At 71.5% G+C, this 23,487-nt stretch carries 25 protein-coding genes; 10 read left to right on the forward strand and 15 right to left on the reverse strand.

Going from position 1 to position 23,487, the window contains the following annotated elements:
* The first annotated feature begins 50 nt into the window (after window positions 1–50).
* Window positions 51–230: a hypothetical protein gene (locus AC0VYN_RS22750; RefSeq protein ID WP_475532461.1), complete on the forward strand. Its 180-nt coding sequence runs from the start codon at window positions 51–53 to the stop codon at window positions 228–230.
* Window positions 231–265: 35 nt separating this feature from the next.
* Here AC0VYN_RS22750 and AC0VYN_RS22755 read toward each other — a convergent pair whose 3' ends face one another.
* The 3 genes from AC0VYN_RS22755 to AC0VYN_RS22765 all read right to left on the reverse strand — a co-directional run bounded on the left by AC0VYN_RS22755 (window position 266) and on the right by AC0VYN_RS22765 (window position 2,216).
* Window positions 266–1,006 (reverse strand): SDR family oxidoreductase, encoded by a 741-nt coding sequence (locus AC0VYN_RS22755; RefSeq protein WP_475532462.1) that lies wholly within the window; start codon window positions 1,004–1,006, stop codon window positions 266–268.
* 86 nt (window positions 1,007–1,092) lie between these two features.
* The gene (locus AC0VYN_RS22760) at window positions 1,093–1,743 is read right to left on the reverse strand and encodes a hypothetical protein (protein ID WP_475536961.1); all 651 of its coding nucleotides are present in this window, start codon (window positions 1,741–1,743) and stop codon (window positions 1,093–1,095) included.
* 188 nt (window positions 1,744–1,931) lie between these two features.
* On the reverse strand, window positions 1,932–2,216 hold the full coding sequence (locus AC0VYN_RS22765; RefSeq protein ID WP_475532463.1) for a hypothetical protein: 285 nt from the start codon (window positions 2,214–2,216) through the stop codon (window positions 1,932–1,934).
* A 216-nt stretch (window positions 2,217–2,432) separates the two neighbouring features.
* Here AC0VYN_RS22765 and lnt point away from each other — a divergent pair, with 216 nt between their 5' ends.
* The gene (gene lnt, locus AC0VYN_RS22770; RefSeq protein ID WP_475532464.1) at window positions 2,433–4,007 is read left to right on the forward strand and encodes an apolipoprotein N-acyltransferase; all 1,575 of its coding nucleotides are present in this window, start codon (window positions 2,433–2,435) and stop codon (window positions 4,005–4,007) included.
* On the opposite strand, the gene AC0VYN_RS22775 is transcribed toward lnt, so the two are convergent.
* Together AC0VYN_RS22775 and AC0VYN_RS22780 are read right to left on the reverse strand one after the other, a co-directional pair.
* A complete protein-coding gene (locus AC0VYN_RS22775) occupies window positions 3,931–4,836 on the reverse strand; it encodes a Gfo/Idh/MocA family protein (protein WP_475532465.1) in 906 nt (301 codons plus the stop codon). The genes lnt and AC0VYN_RS22775 overlap by 77 nt on opposite strands.
* A 13-nt stretch (window positions 4,837–4,849) precedes the next feature.
* Window positions 4,850–6,031 carry an FAD-dependent monooxygenase gene (locus AC0VYN_RS22780; protein ID WP_475532466.1) on the reverse strand — a complete coding sequence of 394 codons (1,182 nt, stop codon included), beginning with the start codon at window positions 6,029–6,031 and terminating at the stop codon, window positions 4,850–4,852.
* Between the two features lie 93 nt (window positions 6,032–6,124).
* On the opposite strand from AC0VYN_RS22780, the gene AC0VYN_RS22785 reads away from it, so the two are divergent.
* The 3 genes from AC0VYN_RS22785 (at window position 6,125) to AC0VYN_RS22795 (ending at window position 7,884) form a co-directional block, all read left to right on the forward strand.
* Window positions 6,125–6,724: a TetR/AcrR family transcriptional regulator gene (locus tag AC0VYN_RS22785; RefSeq protein ID WP_475532467.1), complete on the forward strand. Its 600-nt coding sequence runs from the start codon at window positions 6,125–6,127 to the stop codon at window positions 6,722–6,724.
* Between the two features lie 47 nt (window positions 6,725–6,771).
* On the forward strand, window positions 6,772–7,284 hold the full coding sequence (locus AC0VYN_RS22790) for a DinB family protein (protein WP_475532468.1): 513 nt from the start codon (window positions 6,772–6,774) through the stop codon (window positions 7,282–7,284).
* 114 nt (window positions 7,285–7,398) lie between these two features.
* A complete protein-coding gene (locus tag AC0VYN_RS22795; protein ID WP_475532469.1) occupies window positions 7,399–7,884 on the forward strand; it encodes a hypothetical protein in 486 nt (161 codons plus the stop codon).
* Between the two features lie 54 nt (window positions 7,885–7,938).
* On the opposite strand, the gene AC0VYN_RS22800 is transcribed toward AC0VYN_RS22795, so the two are convergent.
* The 10 genes from AC0VYN_RS22800 to AC0VYN_RS22845 form a co-directional block, all read right to left on the reverse strand.
* Window positions 7,939–8,463: a hypothetical protein gene (locus tag AC0VYN_RS22800; RefSeq protein ID WP_475532470.1), complete on the reverse strand. Its 525-nt coding sequence runs from the start codon at window positions 8,461–8,463 to the stop codon at window positions 7,939–7,941.
* A 120-nt stretch (window positions 8,464–8,583) separates the two neighbouring features.
* Entirely contained in the window at window positions 8,584–9,267 is a 684-nt protein-coding gene (ung, locus tag AC0VYN_RS22805; RefSeq protein ID WP_385460496.1) for a uracil-DNA glycosylase, read from the reverse strand.
* 104 nt (window positions 9,268–9,371) lie between these two features.
* Complete coding sequence (locus AC0VYN_RS22810) at window positions 9,372–10,958, reverse strand: ABC transporter substrate-binding protein (RefSeq protein WP_385460499.1); 1,587 nt, start codon at window positions 10,956–10,958, stop codon at window positions 9,372–9,374.
* 202 nt (window positions 10,959–11,160) lie between these two features.
* Window positions 11,161–11,922: an SDR family oxidoreductase gene (locus AC0VYN_RS22815; RefSeq protein WP_385460502.1), complete on the reverse strand. Its 762-nt coding sequence runs from the start codon at window positions 11,920–11,922 to the stop codon at window positions 11,161–11,163.
* An 11-nt stretch (window positions 11,923–11,933) separates the two neighbouring features.
* Window positions 11,934–12,695, reverse strand: coding sequence for a 3-oxoacyl-ACP reductase FabG (fabG, locus tag AC0VYN_RS22820; protein ID WP_100044501.1), 762 nt, complete (start codon window positions 12,693–12,695; stop codon window positions 11,934–11,936).
* Window positions 12,696–13,027: 332 nt separating this feature from the next.
* Entirely contained in the window at window positions 13,028–13,411 is a 384-nt protein-coding gene (locus AC0VYN_RS22825) for a DUF3037 domain-containing protein (protein ID WP_475532471.1), read from the reverse strand.
* Entirely contained in the window at window positions 13,408–14,163 is a 756-nt protein-coding gene (locus AC0VYN_RS22830) for a HipA family kinase (protein WP_475532472.1), read from the reverse strand. The genes AC0VYN_RS22825 and AC0VYN_RS22830 overlap by 4 nt, the downstream gene beginning before the upstream one ends.
* Before the next feature lie 76 nt (window positions 14,164–14,239).
* Window positions 14,240–15,367, reverse strand: coding sequence for a tyrosine-type recombinase/integrase (locus tag AC0VYN_RS22835; RefSeq protein ID WP_475536962.1), 1,128 nt, complete (start codon window positions 15,365–15,367; stop codon window positions 14,240–14,242).
* Between the two features lie 191 nt (window positions 15,368–15,558).
* Entirely contained in the window at window positions 15,559–15,864 is a 306-nt protein-coding gene (locus AC0VYN_RS22840) for a helix-turn-helix transcriptional regulator (protein WP_106517328.1), read from the reverse strand.
* A gap of 1,758 nt (window positions 15,865–17,622) precedes the next feature.
* Window positions 17,623–18,177 carry a flavoprotein gene (locus AC0VYN_RS22845; RefSeq protein ID WP_475532473.1) on the reverse strand — a complete coding sequence of 185 codons (555 nt, stop codon included), beginning with the start codon at window positions 18,175–18,177 and terminating at the stop codon, window positions 17,623–17,625.
* A 120-nt stretch (window positions 18,178–18,297) separates the two neighbouring features.
* Between AC0VYN_RS22845 and AC0VYN_RS22850 the strand changes: the two genes are divergently transcribed.
* From AC0VYN_RS22850 to AC0VYN_RS22870, 5 genes are all read left to right on the forward strand, one after another.
* Entirely contained in the window at window positions 18,298–19,482 is a 1,185-nt protein-coding gene (locus tag AC0VYN_RS22850) for a helix-turn-helix domain-containing protein (protein WP_475532474.1), read from the forward strand.
* A gap of 64 nt (window positions 19,483–19,546) precedes the next feature.
* Entirely contained in the window at window positions 19,547–19,801 is a 255-nt protein-coding gene (locus AC0VYN_RS22855) for a hypothetical protein (protein WP_106517324.1), read from the forward strand.
* 625 nt (window positions 19,802–20,426) lie between these two features.
* Window positions 20,427–21,851 (forward strand): protoporphyrinogen/coproporphyrinogen oxidase, encoded by a 1,425-nt coding sequence (locus AC0VYN_RS22860; protein WP_475532475.1) that lies wholly within the window; start codon window positions 20,427–20,429, stop codon window positions 21,849–21,851.
* Window positions 21,848–22,933, forward strand: coding sequence for a hypothetical protein (locus tag AC0VYN_RS22865; protein ID WP_475532476.1), 1,086 nt, complete (start codon window positions 21,848–21,850; stop codon window positions 22,931–22,933). Before AC0VYN_RS22860 ends, AC0VYN_RS22865 begins: the two co-directional genes overlap by 4 nt.
* Window positions 22,930–23,481 (forward strand): P-loop NTPase family protein, encoded by a 552-nt coding sequence (locus AC0VYN_RS22870; protein ID WP_475532477.1) that lies wholly within the window; start codon window positions 22,930–22,932, stop codon window positions 23,479–23,481. The genes AC0VYN_RS22865 and AC0VYN_RS22870 overlap by 4 nt, the downstream gene beginning before the upstream one ends.
* The last annotated feature ends 6 nt before the right edge of the window (window positions 23,482–23,487 follow it).

Consider the following 23,487-nt stretch of genomic DNA (forward strand, 5'->3'; position numbering starts at 1 on the left):
CGTAGCCGTCCGGTAGCGCAGTGTCAGTGCTTGCCCCTAGGCTTGTCCGCATGTCCCCCGAATACATGACCCCTGGTTCCGTGCGTTCCGCCGCGGAGCTGAACGACCGGATCCGGGCCCTGTGGCGGCGCGCGGGCGGGTCCCTGTCGGCTCAGGATCGTGTGGAGTACGAGTTGCTGGTGGTCGAGTGGGCCGCCGCGATCCGCTGCGAGATCATCGAGGCCGCCTGAGCGGCCCGTGGACGACGCCGCGCCGCGTGGGCGCCTCAGCGTCCGCCCGCCACCCGCAGCACCGTCCCCGTCGTGTAGGAAGCGTCCGGCGACATCAGCCAGGCGATGGCCGCGGCGACCTCCTCGGCCCGGCCCGCGCGCCCCAGCGGGACGGCCGCCGCCATCCGCCGGGCCCGGCCGGGGTCGCCCATGGCGGCGTGCATGTCGGTGTCGGTGACGCCCGGCGCGACGGCGTTGACGCGGATACCGGCCGGGCCGAGCTCCTTGGCCAGACCCACGGTCAGGGTGTCGACGCCCGCCTTGGTGGCCGCGTAGTGGACGTACTCCCCCGGGCTGCCGAGGGTCGCGGCACCCGACGACACGTTGACGATCACGCCGCTCCCCCGCGCGGTCATCAGCTGCGCGGCGCGGCGTGCGCACAGCAGGGCGCCGAGCAGATTGACGTCGAGGACCCGGCACAGGTCCGCGGTGGCGGTGTCGGCGAGGCGTCCCAGCGGGCCGGTCACCGCCGCGTTGTTCACGAGGCCCGTCACCGGGCCGAACTCCCGCTCCGCCGCCTCGAAGAGGTGATCGACGTCGGCCTCGACCGACGTGTCCGCCCGTACGGCGAGGGCACGGCCGCCCGCCTCCCGCACCCCGGCGGCGACCGATCCGGCGGCCGCCTCGTCGCGGACGTAGCCCACGATGACATCGTGCCCGTCGGAGGCGAGCCGCAGACAGGTCGCCGCGCCGATGCCCCGGCTGCCCCCGGTGACCACGGTGACGGGACGCTTCATGAGAACCTCCAGCGGACGCGGTTTGATCGATCATCGATCATGCTAGACGCGGAGTGTCCCCCTGCCCAGGTGCGCGGACGCGTGGATCAGGGCGCGCGGCAGGCGGCGCCCTGCGGAGGCGGGCCGCTGTGTCCCCACACGCCGTGCCGGTCACCGGGAGCGGGCGGGGGGGGCGGCGCCGGCCGGGTCCACAGGGCGAGGTCGCTGCTCGTCGCGACGGCGAGGGTGCGTCCCGAGGGGGAGAAGCCCGCGGCGCGGAACGTGGAGTAGTTCGCGTGGACGATGTGCCACCACCGCTCGCCGTGCGGACCCGCGTGGGGCACCCGGCCGTCGCGGGACAGCAGGACACGCTCGTTCGGCCAGGCCGGGGTGACGACCTCCAGGCACCAGCCGTCCCCGGTGGTGCTGTGCAGCCCTCCGCCGAAGAGGCCGGCGATGTGCACGCGGCTCCCGGCGACCGGTCCCAGTCCGGGGCAGGACAGGTCGGGCGCCTCGTCGGGCGTGCTGCCCTCGGGGCCGGGGTCGCGGTCCCGGGCGATCTTCTCGCCGGTGACGGCGTCGAAGAGCCCGTGCCCGTCGTGCGACACGACCATGACCAGGTCGTGCCCGGTACCGGGATCCGACGCGAAGCCGATCCCGAGCAGCCCGCCGACCGGAACGCCGTACGTGTACGGGAAGACGGGCCGCCAGGGCTCGGGCGCGGGTACCACCGGCGCCGCGAGGAGCCGGTCCCGCATCTCCTTCTGGTACGCCGTGAGTTCCGGCTCGTGCTCCGACGGCCAGGGGGCCACGTTCTTCGTCCGCTGCTTCACGTCCCCCATGATCCACGCTTCGGCGGGCGGCCCCCACGGAATCGAATCGTCCCGGACCGGGCCACCGGGCCGGGCGGCCCCGGTGACCTCCCACCTGGCCGGTCCGGACGCCGTCACACGGAGGCCACCACCTCGCCGGCCAGGACCTCGGGAGGGTGGGGCAACACCGACACGAGGTTGTCCCGCACGAAGTCCGCGGCTCTCGAGACCGATTCGTCGGCACCCGCCCGGTCCTGGAAGACGCTGGTCGAGACCATCACCCCATCCCCGGCGTCGATCCAGTAGTAGGCCACGAAGCCCGAGACCTGGCGCAGGAGCGGCAGGAACCCCTCGCTCACGAGACGCGCCGCCTCGGCCGTGTCGGTCACTCCTTCGTACCGCCGCACTGCTGCGTACATCCCCGGGCTCCTCACCGCATTCTGGGTTCGTCCTTCGCTGAGCCGTCGTACCCCTGCGACGCCCGTCCGGCTCGTGCGGCGCCCGGCAATCACCTGAAGGGCCACCCCGGGTGATCCGAACGGCGGCCGACGGGTCGGCGCGCCGCCGGTGTGATCAACTGAACGGATGCGCACCGGGAGCGCACACTGAAGGAACCACGGGGTAGGGAGCCGCCCATGACGACGCACGGCCACTGGCTCACCTCTCCCTGGCGGCGCTCGGCCGTCGCCGTGCTCGCCGGCGCGCTGCCCGTCCTCGCCTTCCCCGCCCCCGCGCTGTGGTGGTGGGCCTGGGCCGCGCTGGTCCCGTGGCTGCTGCTGGCCCGGAGCGCGCCGAACGGCAAGCGGGCCGCGTACGACGGCTGGTGCGCCGGGTTCGGGTTCATGCTGGCCATGCACCACTGGCTGCTGCCCAGCCTGCACGTGTTCACGTTCGTCATCGCCGCGCTGCTCGGCGCGCTGTGGGCGCCCTGGGGATGGCTGGTGCGGCGGCTGCTGGGCGGGTCCCCGTCGGGCCGCCGGGCCGCGGCGGCGCTCCTGGTGCTGCCGTCGGGCTGGCTGGCGGTCGAGCTGGTCCGGTCCTGGCAGGGTCTCGGCGGACCCTGGGGCATGATCGGCTCGAGTCAGTGGCAGGTCGCCCCGGCGCTGCGGCTCGCCTCGGTCGGCGGGGTGTGGCTGCTCAGCTTCCTGGTGGTGACCGTCAACGTGGCCGTCGCCGTCCTGGTCGCCGTGCGCCGGGCCCGGGTGGCCGCCCTGGCCGGGCTCGTCGCCACCACCGCCGCCACCTCGGCCGCCTGGGTGTGGTCGCCGCGTCCCGACACCGGGGAGCGGGTCGCCGTCGCCGTGGTGCAGCCCGGTGTCGTCGCCGGCCGCGACAGTGCCGACCGGCGCTTCGACCGGGAGGAACAGCTGACCCGCGGGCTGGCCGGCCGGGGCGTCGACCTCGTCGTCTGGGGCGAGAGCAGCGTCGGCTTCGACCTGGACGACCGGCCCGACCTGGCGCGGCGGCTGGCGGCGCTGTCCCGGGAGACCGGTGCGGACATACTGGTCAACGTGGACGCGCGGCGCTCGGACAAGCCCGGTATCTACAAGAGCTCGGTGCTCGTCGGCGCGGACGGCCCGACCGGCGACCGGTACGACAAGATGCGGCTGGTTCCCTTCGGGGAGTACGTGCCGGCACGCTCGCTGCTCGGCTGGGCCACCTCGGTCGGCAAGGCGGCGGGCGAGGACCGCAGGCGTGGTTCGGGGCAGGTCGTGATGGACGTGGGGCACGGGCTGCGGATCGGCCCGATGGTGTGCTTCGAGAGCGCCTTCCCCGACATGAGCCGGCATCTGGCCGCCGACGGCGCCGAGGTGCTGCTCGCCCAGTCGTCGACGTCGACGTTCCAGGACACCTGGGCACCCGCGCAGCACGCCTCGCTCGCCGCGCTGCGCGCCGCCGAGACCGGCCGCCCGATGGTCCACGCGACGCTGACCGGTGTCTCCGCGGTGTACGGCGCGACGGGCGCGCGCATCGGCCCCTGGCTCGGCACCGGCGCGAGCGAGGCGCGGGTGTACGGCGTGCCGCTCGCGCACGGCACCACCCCGTACGTCCGCTTCGGCGACTGGACGGTGCACGCGGCCCTGCTGGTCCTCGCGGCCTGGGCCGCCACCGACGGGGTGCGGACGCTGCGGCTCAGGCGGCGGGATCCAGCACCGCGCGTACCACCCGCTCGCACAGCTCATGGGTCTCCAGCGCGTCCCGGGCACTGAGCACCGTTCCCGACCGCACGGCGTCGAGGAAGCCGAGCACCGCCTGCTCGATGCCGCGCTGCCGGGCCACCGGCACCCAGTCGCCGCGCCGCCGCACGGTCGGCTGGCCCTTGTGGTCGATCACCTCGGCCAGGTTGATCACCTGGCGCTTGGTGTCCTGGCCGGAGACCTCCAGGATCTCCTCGGCCGAGCCGCTGAGCCGGTTCATGACGCCGAGCGCGGTGAAGCCGTTCCCGGCGAGCTGGAGCACCACGTGGTGGAGCAGGCCGTGCTCGGCACGGAAGCGCACGGTGACGTCGTCGACCGGGCCGGGCACCAGGAACCGCAGGGTGTCGACGACGTGGATGAAGTCGTCGAGGATCATCGTGCGCGGCTCCTCCGGGAGCCCCGTGCGGTTCTTCTGCATGAGGATGAGCTCGCGCGGATGCTCGGCGCACTGCGCGTACCCGGGGGCGTGGCGCCGGTTGAAGCCGACGGCGAGGCTGGTGCCGCGCTGCTCGGCGAGCTCCACCAGCCGCTGGGAGTCGGCGAGTTCGTAGGCGAGCGGCTTGTCGACGTAGGTCGGCACGCCCGCTTCGAGCAGCCTCGTCACGATCTCGGGGTGGACCGCCGTCGGCGCGTGCACGAAGGCGGCGTCGAGGTCCGCGGCGAGGAGGGAGTCGAGGTCGGTGTGGCGCTGCCGCGTCGGGACGCGCAGGCCGTCGGCGACGCGCTCGAGGGTCGCGGGGGTACGCGTCTGCAGGTGCAGCTCGGCACCGGGCAGGACGGCGAGCACCGGCAGGTAGGCCTTCTGCGCGATGTCGCCGAGTCCGATGCAACCGACCTTCACGGGGTGTACTCCTCTATCGCTCGCCGGCCCGGGTCCGCTGCGAAGCATACGGCGCCTGCGGAGGCCTCCAGTCTGCGATGCCGTCGAAGCTCCGCAGGAACAGCGCGAGGCCGGTCCTCGACAGCGCGGCGATCGCGGCGTCGCGTACGACGGTCACGGCGCGGTGGTCCGCCATGTTGAGCCGGGCGACCCGGACGGCCTGCCGGGCGACGGCGGTCGTACGGGGCAGCCGGGCCGCCGTGTAGGCGGCGAGGTCGTCCCGGTGGTGGGCGAGCACGATCGCGTCCTCGACGGCCTGGTTGCCGCCCTGGCCGAGGGTGGGCGGCATGGCGTGGGCCGCGTCCCCGAGGAGGGCGACCCGGCCGCGGTGGTACGCGGGCAGCGGCCCGGCGATGTGGTGCACGTCGTGGCGCAGGACGTCCTCGGGGCGGGCGGCGGCGAGGACGGCGGGGATCGGGTCGTGCCAGTCGCCGTACCGGCGCAGCAGTTCCGCCCTCTCGTCCGCGGCGTGTCCGCCCGGCGCGGTGACGGCTGCGACGTAGGCGTAGACCCGGCCGTCCTTGAGGGGGTGCGTGCCCCAGATGCGGCCCCGGCCCCAGGTCTCGTGCGAGGCGAACCCGACGCCGGGCAGCGGCACGACGATCCGCCAGGTGGTGAAGCCGGAGTAGACGGGCCCGGGGTGGTCCGGGAACAGCGTGCGGCGCACGGCGGAGCGGATGCCGTCGGCGGCCACGACCAGGTCGGCCTCCAGTTCGCCGTCGGGTGTGACCACGCGGGCCGGCCGGTCACCGCCGCCGGGGTCGGCGAGGGTCGCGGCGGCGCCGGTGCGGACGGCGCCCGGCGGGAGCCGGGCGGCGAGGAGGCCGACGAGGGTGGCCCGGTGCAGCAGCACGAGCGGGCCGCCGAAACGGGCGGCGGCGGCCTCGGCGCTGGACCGGGACAGCCAGCGCCCGCCCGGGGTGCGCAGTCCGCCGTCGCCCTGCCATGCCGCGAGGGCGCGGATCTCGTCGCCGAGACCGATGACGTCCAGGGCGCGCAGGGCGTTGGGCGACAGGGAGATGGCCGCGCCGACGGGCTCCAGTGCCGGGGAGCGCTCCAGCACGGTGACCCGCACGCCGGCGCGGTGCAGGGCCGCCGCCGCGGTGAGCCCGCCGATTCCGCCGCCGATCACGACGGCCCGTTCGATGCCCGCCATGGCTCCTCCTCGCGTCCACCTCGCTCACTACAGGTGTAGTGAGCCGCTGCCTCGACTGTACTACACCCGTAGTGACCCGGGTAGGTTGGCCGCATGCCCGCCCGAACCGCACCCGCCGCCGGCGCCGCCCGCGCCGGACTCGTCGCCGACACCGCGCTCGCCCTGCTCGCCGAGCGCGGGATGCGCGGGCTCACGCACCGCGCGGTGGACGAGGCGGCGGGACTCCCCCAGGGCTCCACCTCGAACCTCGCGCGGACCCGGCAGGCCCTGCTGGAGCTGGCGGTGCGCCGGCTGGCCGAGCGGGAGGCCCGGGTGCTGGGCCTGCACGAGATGCCGGACCCGCGCGGCGGCCTCGACGCCCTGGTGGACGCGCTGGCGCTGGCGACGCACCGTGCCCTGACCCGCAACCGCGAACTCACCCTGGCGCGCTACGAACTGGCCCTGGAGGCCACGCGCCGGCCGGAGCTGCGGGCCTACTTCGACGCCACCGGCGCCCGCTTCCGCGAGCAGCTCGGCGCCCTCGTCACGGCGATGGGCTCGGCCGACCCGGCCCGTCATGTGCTGTCGCTCGTCGCCTGGGCGGACGGGCTGATGTTCTCCTGCGTGGCCGGGTCGTTCGGTGCCGAGGTGCCCGGGCCGGACGAGGTGCGGGCGGGGCTGCGGGAGCTGATCCACGGGATGCTGGGCCGCTGACGCGCAATTCCCTGGTGGATCACCCGGACGTGGGCCAGGATGCGGACATGAGTACCGACCGCAGTGAACCCGCGACCGACGCCGGCGAACGCGCCATGACGGAGGGGTGGCTGGACTACCACCGGCAGACCCTCGCCTGGAAGTGCGAGGGTCTGACCGACGCTCAGCTCAGGACCGCCGCCGTGCCCCCCTCCACCCTGTCCCTGATGGGACTGGTGCGGCACATGGCCGAGGTGGAGCGGAGCTGGTACCGCAGGGTGCTGGCGGGCGAGGAGGCCGAGCCGATCTACTACAGCGACGAGGACCCGGACGGGGAGTTCCACCTGACCGAGGCGGACACCTGGGAGGAGGCGTACGCCACCTGGCAGGCGGAGATGGACGCCGCCCGGCGCCACGCGGCCGCCTTCCGCCTCGACGAGATGTCCCGGGGCAAGCACCGGCGCACCGGCGAGCGGTACAGCCTGCGGTGGATCCACACGCACCTGATCGAGGAGTACGCGCGGCACAACGGCCATGCCGACCTGATCCGCGAGTGCCTGGACGGCGTCACCGGCGACTGACGTCACCCGGCGCGGCCCCGGGGCCTCCGTACGGGGCCGGAGATCACCCGTGCGGGTCAATCTCCGCCGCTCCGCCGTCGCCAAGGCGGGGCCCGACCCGCCAGAGTGGCGCGGGTGCATCGAACGACGACCACCGCAGCGCTTCTGGTGACCGTGGCTGTCACGGCCCTGTCCGGCTGTACGACGGTCCGGCCCGTGTCCGGCCCGGCGACCGGCGCCCATCCGTCCGCACTCCGCCCGGACGGGCCGGCCGCGCCCCGGGCCGTGCAGGGACCCGCCCGTGAGGCGCTGGAGAAGACCGGCCCCTCCCCGTCCCCCGGCCGCGCCTCGGACGCGCCGCGCCGCACGGCTCGCCCGACGGCACCGGCGCGGCGCGAGGCTCCGGTCGCCCGCACCGAGCCGCAGCCTCGGCCCGCACGCCCCGCGGCGCCCCGGCTGCCGGGCGGAACAGGTCGGGAGCCACGCGTCGCCGTACCCGACCTGCCGGGGACGGGCGGCGGAGGCACCGGCACGGGCGTGTGCTCCCTGGGCAGCCAGTACGGCGGCTGGCGGCCGGGCAGTCCGGAGGCGGTCATCTGCGAGCAGACGTACGGCCGCTGAGCCGGTACCGCCCCGGGCCGCACGGCCGCGACGGACGTACGGCGCCCGGGCCGTCTACGGCCGCCGCCGCGGCGGCCCCCACGGTCCGTCCGGAGCGGGTCCGCCGTCGCCGAGCCGCGACTCCAGCCGGCGGATCGCCGCACGCACGCCCTCGCCGTAGCGGTCGTGGGCCAGCGCCTCGGCCGCGCCGCGGGCCCGCCGCAGATGCGACCGGGCGGCCTCGAGGTGGCCGAGCCTGTCGTAGTCGGCGGCCAGGTTCAGGTGGAGCGAGGGATACAGGGCACGTGCGGCGAGCGTGTTCTCGTGCTGCCCGGCGGCACGGTCCCGGGTGAGTTCCTCGGCGGCGGACAAGGCCCTGAGGTCCCATGCCAGTTCGTCCCCCGGGTCGTCCTGGGTGTCGGCCAGGTAGTGGGCCAGGGTGCAGCGGAGCAGCGGGTCGCCGTGCTCGCCGAGCTCCGCCCACAGGACGAGGAACCGGTGCCGGGCCTCCTCGCGGTCGCCGGCGTGGTGGAGCATGACGACCTGCCCGATCCGCGTCGGCACGGCGTCCGGTGCGGTCCGCTCCTGTCCCTTGGCCACCACGTCCTCCGTGCCCTCGTCGGCTGTCCCCGACGACGCTAACGGCAGGCGCCTGTCTTCCAGGTCAGGCGGCCCGTGACGCGCGGGCCGGCCGGCGGACGGCCGGCCCCGTCCGCCGGGTCAGCCCAGGTCGGGGATCGTCCAGTCGATCGGCTCGTGGCCCTGCTCGGCGACCGCCTCGTTGATCTGCGTGAACGGGCGGGACCCGAAGAACTTCTTCGCCGACAGCGGCGAGGGGTGCGCGCCCTTGACCACCGCGTGCCGCGTCTCGTCGATCAGCGGCAGCTTCTTCTGCGCGTAGTTGCCCCACAGCACGAACACCGCCGGGTCGGGCCGGCCGGCCACCGCGCGGATCACCGCGTCGGTGAACAGCTCCCAGCCGCGGGACTTGTGCGAGTTCGCCTCGCCGGCCCGGACCGTGAGCACCGCGTTGAGCAGCAGGACGCCCTGCTTCGCCCAGGGCATGAGGTAGCCGTTGTCCGGGATCGGGACGTCCAGCTCCGCGTGCATCTCCTTGTAGATGTTGCGCAGGGACGGCGGGACCTTCACCCCCGGCCGGACCGAGAAGCACAGTCCGTGGCCCTGGCCCTCGCCGTGGTACGGGTCCTGCCCGAGGACCAGTACCTTCACCTGGTCGTACGGCGTGGCCTCCAGCGCGGCGAAGACCTCCTCGCGCGGCGGGTAGACGGGGCCGTTCGCCCGCTCCTCCTCGACGAACTCCATCAGCTCCTTGAAGTAGGGCTTCTGCAGTTCTTCGCCCAGCACCTCGCGCCAGGACTCGGGCAGCACGGCGATGTCGGTCACGTCAACTTCCTTACGGTGTGCGGTCGCTTGCAGTCCTCAGAACCTACCGGCGACCACTGACAGTCCGCTCCCGGGGGCGTCCGGCCGGGCCGGGAGCGGGCCGCCTACCAGCTGGTCTTCCGGGACAGCTGCCACATCATCATGATCGTCGAGGGGTCCAGCGCCCGCTCCGCGCCCGAGATCTCGTTGCTCGCGGCCACGTACTGCTTGCCCTGCCACAGCGGCAGCAGCCGGGCGTCGTTCACGAGGATCTGCTGGGCGCGCTCGAAGTCCTTCTCCACGTTGGCGCGGTCGCTCTCGCGCCGGGACCGGGGCAGCAGCTTGCCGGTGATCTCGGGGGCCGGGTACGGCGTGCCGAGCGCGTTCTGCTCGCCGACGAAGGGGGCGATGAAGTTCTCCGCGTCCGGGAAGTCCGGGGACCAGCCGCGGCCGAACACCGGGTACTCGCCCTTCTGGTACCCCTCGACGTAGGTCTTCCAGGGCCGGCTCTTGAGGGTCACCGTGAACAGGCCGGACTCGTCGAGCTGCCCCTTGAGCGCCTTGAACTCCGCCTCGGTCTCCGAGCCGTAGCGGTCGGTGGTGTACCAGAGGGTGAGCGGGACGGGCTCGGTGATGCCCGCGTCGGTGAGGATCTCGCGGGCCTTGGAGACGCTGGGGTCGCCGTAGTCGTCGAAGAAGCCGGTGGTGTGGCCCGTGAGCCCCTTGGGGACCATCGAGTACAGCGGGTCGACGGTGTCCTGGTAGACCTCGTGCGCGATCGCCGCCCGGTCGACCACCTGGGCGACCGCCTGGCGCACGGCCTTGCGGCTCGCCCACGGGTCCTTCGGGTTGAACACCAGGTAGCTGATCTCCGCTCCGGTGCCCTCGACCAGCTGGAGCTCCTCCTCCTTGGCGGCCTTGCCCTGGAGCGTGACGATGTCGTCGGCCGCGAGACCCCGGTAGGTGGCCTGGATCTGGTGGTCGCGCAGCGCCTTCACCATGCCGGCGGAGTCCTTGAAGTACCGGATGGTCACGGCGTCGTTGTGGCGCTCCGCGAAACCCTTGTAGCGGTCGTTGCGGACGAGTTCGGCCCGCTCCCCGTCCCGGTACGACTGGAGCGCGTACGGACCCGAGCCGACGATCCCGTCGCCCTTGCGCAGCGCGTCCGCCGGGTACTCGGCGGGGTCGACGATGGACATCGCCGGCGTGGCGAGCACGAACGGGAAGGTGGCGTCCGGCTTGTTGAGGTGGAAGACCACCTCGTGCCCGGTGGGGGCCTGGACCCGGTCGAGGCTGCCCAGCAGACCGGCGGGCCCGCCGTTGACGTTGATCTGCTTGATCCGGTCGATGGAGTGCTTGACCGCCTGGGCGTCCAGCGGGTGACCGTCGGAGAAGGTGAGGCCGTCGCGCAGCTCGCAGCGGTACACCTGGTTCGCCGCGTCGGTGAACGCGCAGTTCTTGGCCGCGTCGGGCTGGGGCGCGGTCGCGCCGTTCGGGTAGCTGAGCAGCGTCTGGTAGACGTTGCGGAACAACTCCCAGGAGCCGTCCCAGGAGGCCGCCGGATCCAGCGTGCTGGGCGCGCTGGTGGTCCCCACGACGATCGGTCCCTTGTCCTCGGAGCTGTCGGACGACAGGATGCCGCATCCGGTGGCCAGTGAAGATATGGACGCGATGGCCGCGACACTCCGCAGGCACCGGTACCGGTTGAACACGCGCACGCTCCTCGATCCGCCGTACCAAGGGTCGGCAGACCATACCGCAGCACCGGGCCCCCTGAACTCCCTTGTGAGCAGGGCTTTTGATCATTTTCGCGATGACTACGTTGTCATGACCCGGATGATCTTGGCGGGCGGGCGCGGGCGCCCTCGTCGTCCGAGTGCGCCCGTGCCGCGGAGGCGTGCGAAAGGCGGCGCGTCAGCCCACGCCGGCGTTCAGGAAGACGCCGCCGTCGACCACGAGGGTCTGGCCGGTGACCCAGGCGGACTGCTCCGAGGTGAGGAACGCGGTGGCGCCGCCGATGTCGGAGGGCACCCCGAGCCGGCCCAGCGGGTAGGCCGCGGCCGCCTCCTCCTCGCGGCCCTCGTACAGCGCCGCGGCGAACTTCGTCTTCACGACGGCCGGGGCGATCGCGTTGACCCGCACCACCGGCGCGAACTCGTGCGCCAGCTGGACGGTGAGGTTGATCAGCGCGGCCTTGCTGACGCCGTAGGCGGCGATGAAGGGCGAGGGCGACAGGCCCGCGACGGAGGCGATGTTGACGATCGTGCCGCCGTTGTCCTTCTGCCAGGCGTGCCAGGTGCGCTGGGCGAAGCCGAGTGCCGAGAGCACGTTGGTCTCGAATACCTTGCGTGCCACGTTGAGGTCGAGGTCGGCGATCGGCCCGAACACCGGGTTGGTACCGGCGTTGTTGACCAGGTGGTCGACCCGGCCGAAGGCCTCCATCGTGCGCTCGACGGCGACGGCCTGGTGGGCCTCGTCGTGCGCCTTGCCGGCGACGCCGATGACCCGGTCGGCGCCGAGCTTCTCGACGGCCTCCTTCAGGGCGTCCTCGTTGCGGCCGGTGATGCAGACGCGGTCGCCGCGCGCGACGAGCGCCTCGGCGACGCCGTAGCCGATGCCGCGGCTGGCGCCCGTGACGAGCGCGACCTTGCCGGAGAGTGCGGGGCGTTCAGTCATGTCCGTGTTCCCTAGTCGAGCGGTCCGCCGGCCACGTACAGCACCTGGCCGGAGACGAAGCCGGCGGCCTCGCCGGTGAAGAAGGCGATGGCGTTGGCGATGTCGTCGGGCTCGCCGACGCGCGCGACCGGGATCTGCGTGGCGGCGGCGGCCTTGAAGTCGTCGAAGCCCATGCCGACGCGGTCGGCTGTGGCCTTGGTCATCTCGGTGGCGATGAAGCCGGGGGCGACGGCGTTGGCGGTGACGCCGAACTTGCCCAGTTCCTTGGCGAGGGTCTTGGTGAAGCCCTGCAGGCCGGCCTTGGCGGCGGAGTAGTTGACCTGGCCGCGGTTGCCGAGGGCGGAGGAGGAGGACAGGTTGACGATGCGGCCGAAGCCGGCGTCCACCATGTGCTTCTGGCAGGCCTTCGACATCAGGAAGGCGCCGCGCAGGTGCACGTTCATGACGGTGTCCCAGTCGGAGACGCTCATCTTGAACAGCAGGTTGTCGCGCAGCACGCCCGCGTTGTTGACCAGGATCGTGGGCGCGCCCAGCTCCTCGGCGATCCGCGCCACGGCCGCCTCGACCTGCGCCTCGTCGGAGACGTCGCAGCCGACCGCGATCGCCTTGCCGCCGGCCGCGGTGATCTTCTCCACGGTGTCCTTGCAGGCGGCCTCGTCGAGGTCGATCACGGCGACGGCGCGGCCTTCGGCGGCCAGTCGTACGGCGGTGGCGGCACCGATGCCGCGCGCGGCTCCGGTGACGACGGCGACCCGCTGCTCATTGGTGGACATTGCTGCTTCTCCTCGTCCTGGGGATGCGGCCCGTGCGGGGCCCCTCGGCACGCCCATAGGTGAGCGACCGCTTAGTACCTTCCGCAGACGTGACGCTAGAAGCCCTGGCACCCGGTGTCAACGGGACACCGGGCCGGTGTGATCCATTACCTGGCACAGCGGGCGGGCGGGCCACGCCGGCTCCTCCGGACGGCCCAGCGCCACGGGCCGGCGCGGCACCGGGGCCCGCGGCGAGGGCCCGGAGCACGCGGCCCCGCCCGCACATCGGCGGAGGCCCGGAGCGGGGCGCGCGTCCACGCGTCCCGCTCCGGGCCTCCGCCGGCGAGGTCGTCCTACCGCACCAGCAGGTCGAGGAGCCGTTCCGTCTCGGCGGCCGGGTCGGTCGTGAGGCCGGTGTGCACGGGGCCCGGCTGGACGATCGTGGAGCGGGGGGCGATCAGCCAGCGGAACCGGCGGCCGGGATCGTCGGACGCGGCCTGCCCCGCCGCGTTCCCGCCGGTGCACACGCCCTCCACGGCGCGCAGCGCGGCACGCACGCCGGGCAGGTCCACCTCCGGGTCGAGGGCCAGCAGCCGTGCCTCGTCGAGGTGGGTGCGGGCGCCGACGTAGGACGCGCCCCTGCAGTACACGAGCACCCCCGCGTTGACGCACTCCCCGCGCTCGACCCGCGGCACGACGCGCAGCAGGGCGTACTCGTAGACGTGACGGACGTTCACCGGGCCCCCTCGATGCGGTCGTGGACGGTCGCGGCCCGCGCGAGCAGCGGCCGGGCGTAGGCCCGCCTCAGGTCGTCGGACGTCGCGAAGCCGGGCTCGTCCGCCAGCCAGACGTCCGGGATCCCGGCGGTGACCTCGGCGAGGAGTTCCTCCGTGACGAGGGGCGCGAGCGCCGCGGCGGCCGAGCGGACGTCGGGCGCGAACGGCGCGAGGGCGTGGTCGCGGGCGTCGTACGGGCGGGCGGCCGAGGTCTCGGCGCCGGGCCAGTTGTGGTGCCAGATCATGGTGGCGCCGTGGTCGACCAGCCACACGTCGCCCCGCCACCGCAGCAGGTTCGGGTTGCGCCAGGACCGGTCGACGTTGTTCACCAGCGCGTCGAACCAGACGATCCGCCCGGCCTCCTCGCGGCTCACCTCGAAGGCCAGCGGGTCGAACCCGAGCGCGCCGGAGAGGAACTCCATGCCGAGGTTGGTGCCGCCACTGGACTTGAGGAGTTCCTGCACCTGCTGGTCCGGCTCGCCGAGCCCCAGCACCGGATCGAGGTCGACCGTCACCAGCCGCGGCACCCGGAAGCCGAGCCGGCGGGCGAGTTCGCCGCAGACCACCTCGGCGACGAGCGTCTTGCGGCCCTGGCCCGCGCCGGTGAACTTCAGGACGTACGTGCCGAGATCGTCGGCCTCGACGATCCCCGGGAGCGAGCCACCCTCACGCAGGGGCGTGACATAGCGGGTCGCTACGACCTCTTCCAACACTTTCCCAGGCCACCCATCTCTTCAGCCTTACAATCCATGGACGACTTCTCCGGAGCGTAGAGGCAGGAATCACGGGTCAACGGCGCTGGGGAGAATCTGGGGAGTTTCGGCCGGCGAGCCGGTCTCCCCGCTCCCCAAGCAGACCGTCGATGGTGCCGCGCCCCTTGCTGCCAGCTTCCGGCATGAAGTGAGCATAGTAACCGAGGGTGATCGCCGGCGAGGAGTGTCCGAGCCACCGAGCCAGGGTCACGACGGACTCTCCGGCCTCCAACATGATCGAGGCGTAGGTGTGCCGAAGCACGTGGAAACCGTCCTTCGGGGCCGCCGCCCACTGCCAGGCTTTCGCCCCCTCGGCACGTGGCGGGATGACACCGGCCTTGGCCAAGGCCGGCTTCCAGGTGTAGGTGTTCCATGTGTTCACCGCGACGGCGTTGCCGAAGCGCGTGGTGAGCAGCAGGGAGAACTTCTTTCTCTCCCCCTCCGGCTTCCCCCACGGCAGCTCCACCTCTACCGGCGGGAACGCTTCGATGTGACGCTTCAGTTCCTCAGCTACCGAGGGAGGCAGATCCACCGTTCGGATCTTCTTCCCCTTCGGCAGGGCGAAGTACAGCCTCCCGTGAATCGCCTGCACTTGGCGCCGAACGTGAAGCATGCCGCGTTCATAGTCGATGTCCTCCGGACTCAGCCCGAACACCTCGCCCTGGCGGAGTCCGCACCCCAGGCCGACTACGACGGCGATCCTGTTCCGCTCGCTGATGGCATCGCGGACTCGCAGTGCCGTACCCATCGGCCACGCGTCGCGCCGCTCCCGTGGCGACTTGGGCCACCGCACAGATTTCGCGTGCATCGGGTTGCGCGCGAGACGCTTGTCGTCGACGGCAGCTTCCAGAATGGAGGAAAGCTCGGACAGGATGCCGCGCTGGTAGTCGACTGACGAGACTGTCGACTCCAACTTGGTTATGAACGCCCGCAGATCCGTTGCGGCGATGCTCCTGAGCGGAAGCTGGCCCAGGTGCGGGACGATATGGAGACGTGTTCTCCGCTCCTGACTGTCCTGGGTCTTCGGAGCACCTCCGCGCCCTGGCGCCCAGTGCGTCTCGATGTACTCGGCCAGCGTGATGGACCCGTCGCGCGGGTCTACGAACTCGCCTCGCTCCTCGTCCGTGGCTGCCCGGCGAAGCCACGCCTTGGCGTCCTCCAACACATCAAAGGATCGATCTCGCACCCCAGGTATGCCGGCGACCTTGTACCGCTTGCCCTTACCATAGCGAGCGGTCTTCTCCCTTCTCCCGGTGACCGGATCCTTCTTCTTTTTGAGCCAACGATCCTCGATATAGCCGGCCAAGCTGTTTCCTTTCAAGAAGATGCGAACGGCGCGCGACAACATTCGATGTGTCAAGCACCGGGGTTCCTGCGTCGCTGCGGAGGCGCGCTCAGTGGGTTCAAAGCAGAATTAGAGCGAGAGTCCGCGCGTTCCTGCTCGTGGATCCAGGCGTCAAGAGCTGTCCGTCGATACATGACTCGCCCACGAGGGCCCATGCGGAAGCTCGGCGGTCCCTGCCGTCGGTGCCGCCAGACATAAAGCGTGTGCGGTGATATGCCGAGGTACGCGGCAGCATCCTTTACGTTGAGAAAGCAGGCGCGTACTGCGCTGGCGGGGTCAGGCCCAGCCGAGGGGGCGAACAGCGATCGTGTAGGCATAGAGCGCTTCCTGTGAGAGACGAAAGAGAACGGGCCCAGGCAACCCGCGTCCACTACGACTCCACCGCCAGGCACAGTCGGATGCGAACACCTGAATGGTCCTGGCGATCGCCGGTTTGGCTAACCGGCGATCGTCGGCTATGTTGCGCGCGCCGCGCCGATGAGCTCGCAATACCTCGGGTGGGTTTCCGTAAGGAAGCCAACAGGTAGGAGCGCAGGGCCGACGAGGTGCCGTCTGCAACGAGCACCAGCAGACCGTCATCTACTAGGCGGTCCAGATTTCGCGCTACGCGGCTCTCGGGAACACTCACGGCCCGGGGCCACGTGCCTCCTCGTGGCCCCGGGGTGCCGCTTCAATATGCACGAGAACGGCGCGGTCGCGACGATAACTTCGTTGCAGTAGATCCTCGCCAAAGAGGCCAGCCGTACAGACCCACAGTCGGGTAGAGACCACGACATAGTCGCTGGACATTTAGCCGGACCATGCGTTCAATCCTCCGGGAATAAAGAGGACAGGGGGGGTGAAGCGAGCACATCGAATAGCAGGATCAGGTAGACGGACCTCCTAGGCATGAACCACGTCAGCGCGTCGGTCGCACACAGTTGGGATTGCAATCTCTTTCCTAGCCCTCCCCGTAGAGCAGTCACCTGACTGGCGTTTCCGGGACGTTGTACGTTGACATGGTTCCGGCCGAGCTTCCAGTCTTTAGCCGTTGATTCTCGTCTGCCGTGAGCGAATGCCCACTATCACCCCACCGGGAAGCCGAACACTTTGAGCGCGATAAGGGCTGCTCCGTAAACGAGCGTGTGGGGGCGCCGCCTCGCGATCCGCGGTCACTGTCCGCTATTGCTGTGGCGTGATCACCGGACAAATGACTGGCCCAGCGTGGCCGGGAGGAGGCACCGAACTTCGGGAAAATCCCCCGCACCCTCGTCCGCGAGTGCAGCATGCCTACGGGCATGCGCCATCGTGACGAGGGGATATAGCGGGCTATCGACCAGGGCCTCCGGGCGATCGGCTGGAAGTCGTGACTCGGTTGTCCGAATGGCGCCAAATGCCTCTCCCCACAGGTCATGAGGTGACCGCATGCGCGGTCCCGCGTTCTTCGACAGCCGCTGGCTGCCCAAGGCCGTTGTCTTCTCCCCCGCTTCGGGCCGGGCCAGCGACGCCCTCGTCGGCCTGGGGCGAGCCGCCCCCATACTCCAGATCATGAACGGAGCCGCGCCAGGAGCATGTGGGAGGCGGTGCGGTGGTGGGCCACGTACGCCCATCTGAAGGAAGCCAGGGTGCCCGGCCTTGCCTCGGTCAAGCGGGATGCACTCTGCGACGTCACCCTGTCCCAGTTCCTGCACTCTCAGGCGCAAGCCCGGCTCGCACTCATGGGGACGGCCTGCGGACTCCCGGTCGAGCTGGCGCCGGCGAATGCCAACGACGGTCCCGGCGACGCCGATATCTGCCCCGTCGTCATCGAAGTCGTCACTATCGCCGAGGACCGGAGGCTCCAGGACCACAAGAAGTTCTGTGAGAACTGCCGGGCTCACCTCTTCCCCCTGGACAGGGGCCGTGACATCTATCGGGAAGACAGCTTCCCCGAACTCCTGAACGGCGACGCCTTCGAGATATGGAAGAGGTGGCCGCCCAACGGTGCGCGGCCTCCGGGGCCCAAGTCGAGGCTGACGAACCCGCTGACCGGCGCGCCTCCGGTACTCGTGCTCGCCAGGATCGGCGAAGAGCTGGTCGGAGGGTGCACGGGGAGCCTAGGCGATGGAGGTCGGGCCGAGGTTGTCGGCGACGGCGTCCAGGGCGGCCCGCCAGGGGTACGTGGCGGGATTGCCCTGGCCCGGTTCGTTCGGGATGAAGCCGCCTTCGCCGTACAGCACCCGGACCCCGGCTGCCCGAAGGGCGTCGATCGAGCGCTCGAACTGCGGGTGCGCGACGTATGCCCGGTTCACGCACGGCATCATCGCCATGGGGATGCCCTTGCCGATGCCCTCGGCAACTACGCCGACGAGCCACTTGTCCGTGATCCCCAGCGCCCACTGGTTGATCGTGTTGAAGGTCGCCGGCGCGACAATGACGGCGTCCGGCTTCGGCCACACGTCCGGCTGTCCGGGGAGGCGGTAGTCCCAGCGGACGGGGTGGCCGGTGAGGGCGGCGAGGCCGTCGAGGGAGTCGGCGAGCCAGCGGGCGGCCGTCGGTGTGAGACCGAGGCATACGTCCCAGCCGTCGGCCTGCGCTTCCTCGATGACGCGGGCGACGTCGAAGACGGGCGGGGCCGCGCTGCTGAACAGGTACAGGGTCGAAGTGGTCATGAGGGTATCCGATCACAGCCGTGCCGCCGCCAACTCGGCCGAGTCCCTTGGGAATCCGCCTCTCGCGGCAGAGAGCAGCGCGTAGCGTGCCGAGTGACGGGTCAGAGACGGGAGTCCGGTATGCCGACGCGGGACGGGGACCACACCGGTACGCGGATCAAGGAGCAGCGGAGGCTGGCGGGGCTGACGCAGCGGGAGCTGTCCGACCGGATTCCGTACTCGTACAGCTGGCTCACCCAGGTCGAGTGCGGAGCCCGGCCGGCGTCCTCGGACTTCGTCGCGGCCGTAGCGCGAGCGCTGCGGATCGATGTCACGGTGCTGACGGGTCAGCCGTACGTGACGCAGATGCAGGAGGACCGGCTGGCGGAGCTGATCCGGCCGATCCGTGAGTCCCTCGACCTGTACGACCTCGGCGACGATCCCCGGGTCACCACACGCACGGCCGAGGAACTCGTCACCGCCACCGAGCTGCTGTGTGCCCATGTCCGCGCCACCCACCTGCACGCGGCGGCGGCAGCCCTTCCGGACGTCATCACGGAGCTGACCGTCCTGTGCTGGCGCTCGCCGACGACGGAGCTGTGGCGGGCCCTGGGTTCCGCCTACCGCACCGCGCACGACGTCACGGTGAAGCTGGGGTACTTCGATCTCGCCAGCGTCGCCCTCGACCGGCTCGGCTGGGCCGCGGAGCGGGCCTCGGATCCCTGCCTGGCAGCCATGCGGCAGTACTTCCGGGGGCTGGTCTACTTCCGTGAAGGGGAGTACGGCATCGGCCTGCGCCTGGTCGGCTCCGGCCACAGACTGCTCGACCCGGGCGACTCGACCCGTGAAGCCCTCACCGTCGCCGGCCAGCTTCATCTCGGCGGTTCCGTGCTGGCGGCGCGGGCGGAGGACGCGAGCGCGGCCACCGACCACATCGCACGGGCCCGCGAGTACGCGGGGCGGGTCGGAGACGCTAGCAAGGTGCACTGGCTCAATTTCGGCCCGGTGAACGTGGCCTTGCACGAGATGACCGTGGCGATGGAGATGCGTCAGTACGACGAGGCGCTGCGGCAGGCGAAGGCAATCAAGCTGCCGACCTCGATCGCGACGTCCCGACGCGCTCACTTCTTCATCGACCGGGCCCGCGTCGAGATGGAACTGGGCAAAGCAGAGCCGTCGTTGAGGTCGCTCTGGGCGGCACGGCGGGCGGCGCCGGAGCAGACCCGCTATCACCCTGGTGCCAGGGAGACGATCCGCGGGCTCGTTCACCTCTCCCGCAGGGCACCGGAGCCGCTGCGGAGCATGGCGAGCTGGATCGGCATGTAGGGGCAGCTGGGACTCTCGCTCAAGTGAAAGAGTTTCCAGGGTTCTCAGTGGCCACGATGGCGGCGTGAGCGATGACACGGACCTGACCGAGGAATTGATGGACGGGCTGTCTCCCGAAGCAGTGGAGCAGGCCCGTGCAGCCATGGCGCGCCGCGAGGGCCCTGCCAACGTGGAGACCTGCGACTACTGCCGGTCCGTCAGCGAGACGATGTTCCAGGCGCTCGTGGAGGGCAAGGGCTTCGAGGAGCAGGTGGAGGTGGCCCACTTCCACATCCACAACGCACACGTGGACCCGGACACCGAGGGCCCGGCGACCTGAGGCTCCTCCGGCTTGCGCCGGCCGGACCCTGTCGGCGGCCCGCGCTCACGCACCAACCCCTCGTGGTCGAAGTCGACGCCGAGAAGGATGGGGTGTCGGTGAACGTGCACGACCCCGATCCAGAGTTGCTGCCCTGTCGCCGGCCGGTCGCGCTCGACGACGAGAAGGAGGCCGAATCCGGGCGGGGGCTGGGCCTGGTGGACCTCCTCGCCCCCCGGCTGGCAGGTCCGTCCCACGCGGGCCAGCAAGCAGATCACGTGCAGCCTGCGCGATCCTGCCTGTCCGACCCGACGAACACCGCTCCGCTGGGCACGCTGCAGTACGGGGCGTCCCCCCGGTTCGGCGGGTCTCCCGCCTGCGGACGAGTGAAGGGCCGTACTCACCGACTCATGCCCGTCCGGGATGTCCGCTCTCTCGGACGGGCAGGTCGTCTTTCTCGACCAGCGACAGCGGGCGAAAGCGCCCCGCCTGCTGCCGCTTCCCGCGAGCCGAGCCCGGCTCGCGGCGGGGTGACCCCGCCGCTTCCCCGTGCGTCGGCGGTGGGGTCACCCCCGCCCCCGTACTGTCACCGCCGCCCGCCGGACGCGGGCCATAGCCTGACCGCCTGCCGATCGAAGGAGGCTTCATGCCCGATTCACCGCACGCCTTACCCTCCGAGAGGATTGTCATTCTCGGCGCCGGCCCTTGTGGCCTGGCCTGCGCGGACGAGTTGAAGCGGCTGGGTCACCGTTCGTGGACGCTGCTGGAGGCGGCCTCCCTGCCCGGCGGACTTGCCTCGTCCGTGGTCGATCCGGCCGGCTTCACCTGGGACCTGGGCGGGCACGTGGTCTTCTCCCACTTCGGCGAGTTCGACCGGCTGCTTGCCGAGCTGTTCACCCCCGACGAGCTGTTGCATCACGACCGGTCGTCCTACATCCGCTACCGCGACAGGTGGGTGCCATACCCCTTCCAGCAGTACCTCCACCGCCTCCCGGCCGAGGACGCCGAGGCATGTGTGCACGGTCTTCTTCGCGCCTGCCAACGGCGCGAGGACGGGATGGCCGCGGGTACAGACTTCGCCACGTGGCTGCAGGCGATGTACGGATCGGGCCTGGTGGAGCGGTTCTTCGGCCCGTACAACTCCAAGGTCTGGGTGATGCCTCCTGAGCAGATGGCCTCGTCCTGGGTCGCCGAACGCGTCGCCCCGGTCGATCCCGGTGAAATCCTGGCTGCTTTCTCGGGGACCGCCCCGCCGGCCCGCCGGTGGGGACCCAACGCCACCTTCGCCTTCCCCGCCCGCGGCGGCACCGGAGAGATCTGGCGCCGCCTGGCCGCACGGCTCGACGCCGGCCTGCGGACGTCAGTCCGCGCGGTCGCCGTCGACCCGGCCGCCCGCACTGTCACGCTCTCCGACGGCGAGCTCATCGGCTTCGACCACCTGGTGGCCACCGGTCCGCTTGACCAGCTCTCCGCCATCACGGCCGGCGCCCCGGGCGCGGTGCGAGCGGCAGCCGGACGGCTGCGGCACACCACAGTGGCCATGGTCGGCCTCGGCTACGAGGCCCCCACCACCGACGAACGGTCCTGGCTGTACTTCCCCCAGCCTGAGGTGCCGTTCTACCGGGCCACGAACTTCAGCAAGTACGCGCCTGCCAACGTCCCCGGTGCCGACACAATGGCATTCAGCGCGTGGATGACCGAGATCTCCCTGCTGCCGGGGACCCGGCTGGACCACCGCCGGCTCATACGTGACTGCGACCAGGCCGTGCGGCGCCACGGCCTCGTGCCCGAGGACGCGCCGCTGGCCAGTACCCACCTGGAACTGATCGACTACGCCTACCCGATACCCACCCTCGACCGTGATGAGGCCCTGGACACCGTGGTGCCGTGGATGGAGTCCCAAGGGATCTACCCACGAGGCCGGTTCGGGACGTGGCGGTACGAGATCGGCAACATGGACCACGCGGTGAAGATGGGCATCGATATCGCCCGACGCCTGGTGCATGGCACCACTGAAGAACTCCTCATTCAGGCACCCGACGCCGTGGCGGCAACAGGGGGACGGAGGTGAGCGGCCGCAGCAACGGGACGGTCGCCTTCGCCGGGCACCGCTTCGGCGTCCGCACCGACGAGACCTTCCACGCTGACCAGAGCATCCACCTGCAGAACTTCTCCCCCGAGACCTCGCCAGCACCGCTGTGCGGGCAGCTCACGCAGATACGCATCCACCACAGCGAAGACCTCTTTCGCGACCACGGGGCCCGCCTGGCCGATGCACATTCGCTGAAGGTGTTGCCGTTCCGCGGCGAGCCGTACCTGTCCTCACGGCTCGGGCAGGTTCGCTGGTGGAGGCCCGACCCCGCCTCGCACCTGCCGGCAGACCACCTGTACGCCCGCGACGCGACGGGCCGACTCCACATCGTGCTGCACCCACGGACCGACCGCGGCGAGCGGTACGCCCTGCGGGTGATCCGCGAGGTCGTCCTGCGCTGCGCCGAACACCGCGGCTGGACCGCCTTCCACGCCGCAGCCGCCACGGTCAACGGCCACGGGGTACTGATCGTCGGCCCATCCGGGGCAGGCAAGACCACCCTTCTCACGGCCCTGGCCGCCCACCATCGCGCCGACCTCGTCGGCTCTGACCGCGTACTGGTCACCGAGTCGGCCGCGAGCGTGGTCGGAGTACCGATCTCGGTCCGGATCGCCGGCGGCACCCTGTCCGCGCTAGCCCCGAACAGCAGCCTGCCGCCGCACAGCGTGCTGCCGACCGACTTCGGCACGCCCCGCAAAGCCTCGTACACCCCGCACGACTTCGCTGGCGCCTTCACCATCCGTGTGAGGGAAAGCGCCCCACTGCGACTCGTCGCCCTCCCCCGGCTCCATGACGACGACCAGGACATCAGCATCGCCTTCCCTGGCGCGGCGGCGGCTCGCGCCGCGCTCGCCGCCACGTGCTGCACCCCGCACGACGAGGACTGGCTGCACCCGTGGTTCGCCGACCGCACCCGTCCCGAGGGCGAACTGGCCCGGCAGGCCGCCGACGTCATGGACGACCTGGTCGCCCGGGTGCCGGTGATGCAGGTGACCGCCGGTGTGCACACCCCTCACCTGCTGGAACGGATCGCTGACGCCGTCGCGAGGAGGCTTCCGTGATACCCAAGCGCATCGCGCTGGTCGGCCCGGTGGCCTCCGGGAAGTCCACTCTCGCCGCCGCCATCGCGGCCCACACCGAACTGCCCCACGTCGACCTGGACGAGCTGTTCTGGGGACCGAGGTGGACCCCTGTCGGCCCGGAGCTCTTTCACGCCCGCGTGCGCGACGCCCTGGCCTCGGACATCTGGATCGCCGACGGCAACTACGGCGGTGAAGTCGGCGAGACGCTGCTGGCTCGCGCCGAGCTCGTCATCTGGCTCGACCTGCCGCTGAGGGTCTGCTTGCCCCGGCTGATCCGCCGCTCGCTCCGGCGGGCCGGCACCCGGCAGGAGCTGTTCGCTGGGAACCGGGAGACCTTCAGCCACCTGCTCGCCCGCGACTCGATCCTGTGGTGGGGCCCGGCCCACCACCGCCGGCACCGCCGCCGCTGGGCCGAACATCTCCGCCCGGACCAGGCCGACGGCCAGCCCGTCGTCCACCTCAACCGCCCCCGCGCCGTCACCGGCCGACTGCGGTCGCTCGGTCTTCTCGCTCCGAAGGAGGCGTGAGCCGCC

The organism is Streptomyces sp. 63XJN7_1_ISO-PGPR-S23-121, from assembly GCF_056173025.1.

Bases quoted from the DNA above. Each gene is read 5' to 3' on its own strand.
- AC0VYN_RS22755 (WP_475532462.1), bottom strand. From the start codon at position 1,006: ATGAAGCGTCCCGTCACCGTGGTCACCGGGGGCAGCCGGGGCATCGGC.
- AC0VYN_RS22780 (WP_475532466.1), bottom strand. From the start codon at position 6,031: ATGGCGGGCATCGAACGGGCCGTCGTGATCGGCGGCGGAATCGGCGGG.
- AC0VYN_RS22840 (WP_106517328.1), bottom strand. From the start codon at position 15,864: ATGCCTACACGATCGCTGTTCGCCCCCTCGGCTGGGCCTGACCCCGCC.
- AC0VYN_RS22785 (WP_475532467.1), top strand. From the start codon at position 6,125: ATGCCCGCCCGAACCGCACCCGCCGCCGGCGCCGCCCGCGCCGGACTC.
- AC0VYN_RS22790 (WP_475532468.1), top strand. From the start codon at position 6,772: ATGAGTACCGACCGCAGTGAACCCGCGACCGACGCCGGCGAACGCGCC.
- AC0VYN_RS22760 (WP_475536961.1), bottom strand. From the start codon at position 1,743: ATGCGGGACCGGCTCCTCGCGGCGCCGGTGGTACCCGCGCCCGAGCCC.
- AC0VYN_RS22850 (WP_475532474.1), top strand. From the start codon at position 18,298: ATGCCGACGCGGGACGGGGACCACACCGGTACGCGGATCAAGGAGCAG.
- AC0VYN_RS22845 (WP_475532473.1), bottom strand. From the start codon at position 18,177: ATGACCACTTCGACCCTGTACCTGTTCAGCAGCGCGGCCCCGCCCGTC.
- AC0VYN_RS22765 (WP_475532463.1), bottom strand. From the start codon at position 2,216: ATGTACGCAGCAGTGCGGCGGTACGAAGGAGTGACCGACACGGCCGAG.
- AC0VYN_RS22860 (WP_475532475.1), top strand. From the start codon at position 20,427: ATGCCCGATTCACCGCACGCCTTACCCTCCGAGAGGATTGTCATTCTC.
- AC0VYN_RS22750 (WP_475532461.1), top strand. From the start codon at position 51: ATGTCCCCCGAATACATGACCCCTGGTTCCGTGCGTTCCGCCGCGGAG.
- AC0VYN_RS22815 (WP_385460502.1), bottom strand. From the start codon at position 11,922: ATGACTGAACGCCCCGCACTCTCCGGCAAGGTCGCGCTCGTCACGGGC.
- lnt (WP_475532464.1), top strand. From the start codon at position 2,433: ATGACGACGCACGGCCACTGGCTCACCTCTCCCTGGCGGCGCTCGGCC.
- fabG (WP_100044501.1), bottom strand. From the start codon at position 12,695: ATGTCCACCAATGAGCAGCGGGTCGCCGTCGTCACCGGAGCCGCGCGC.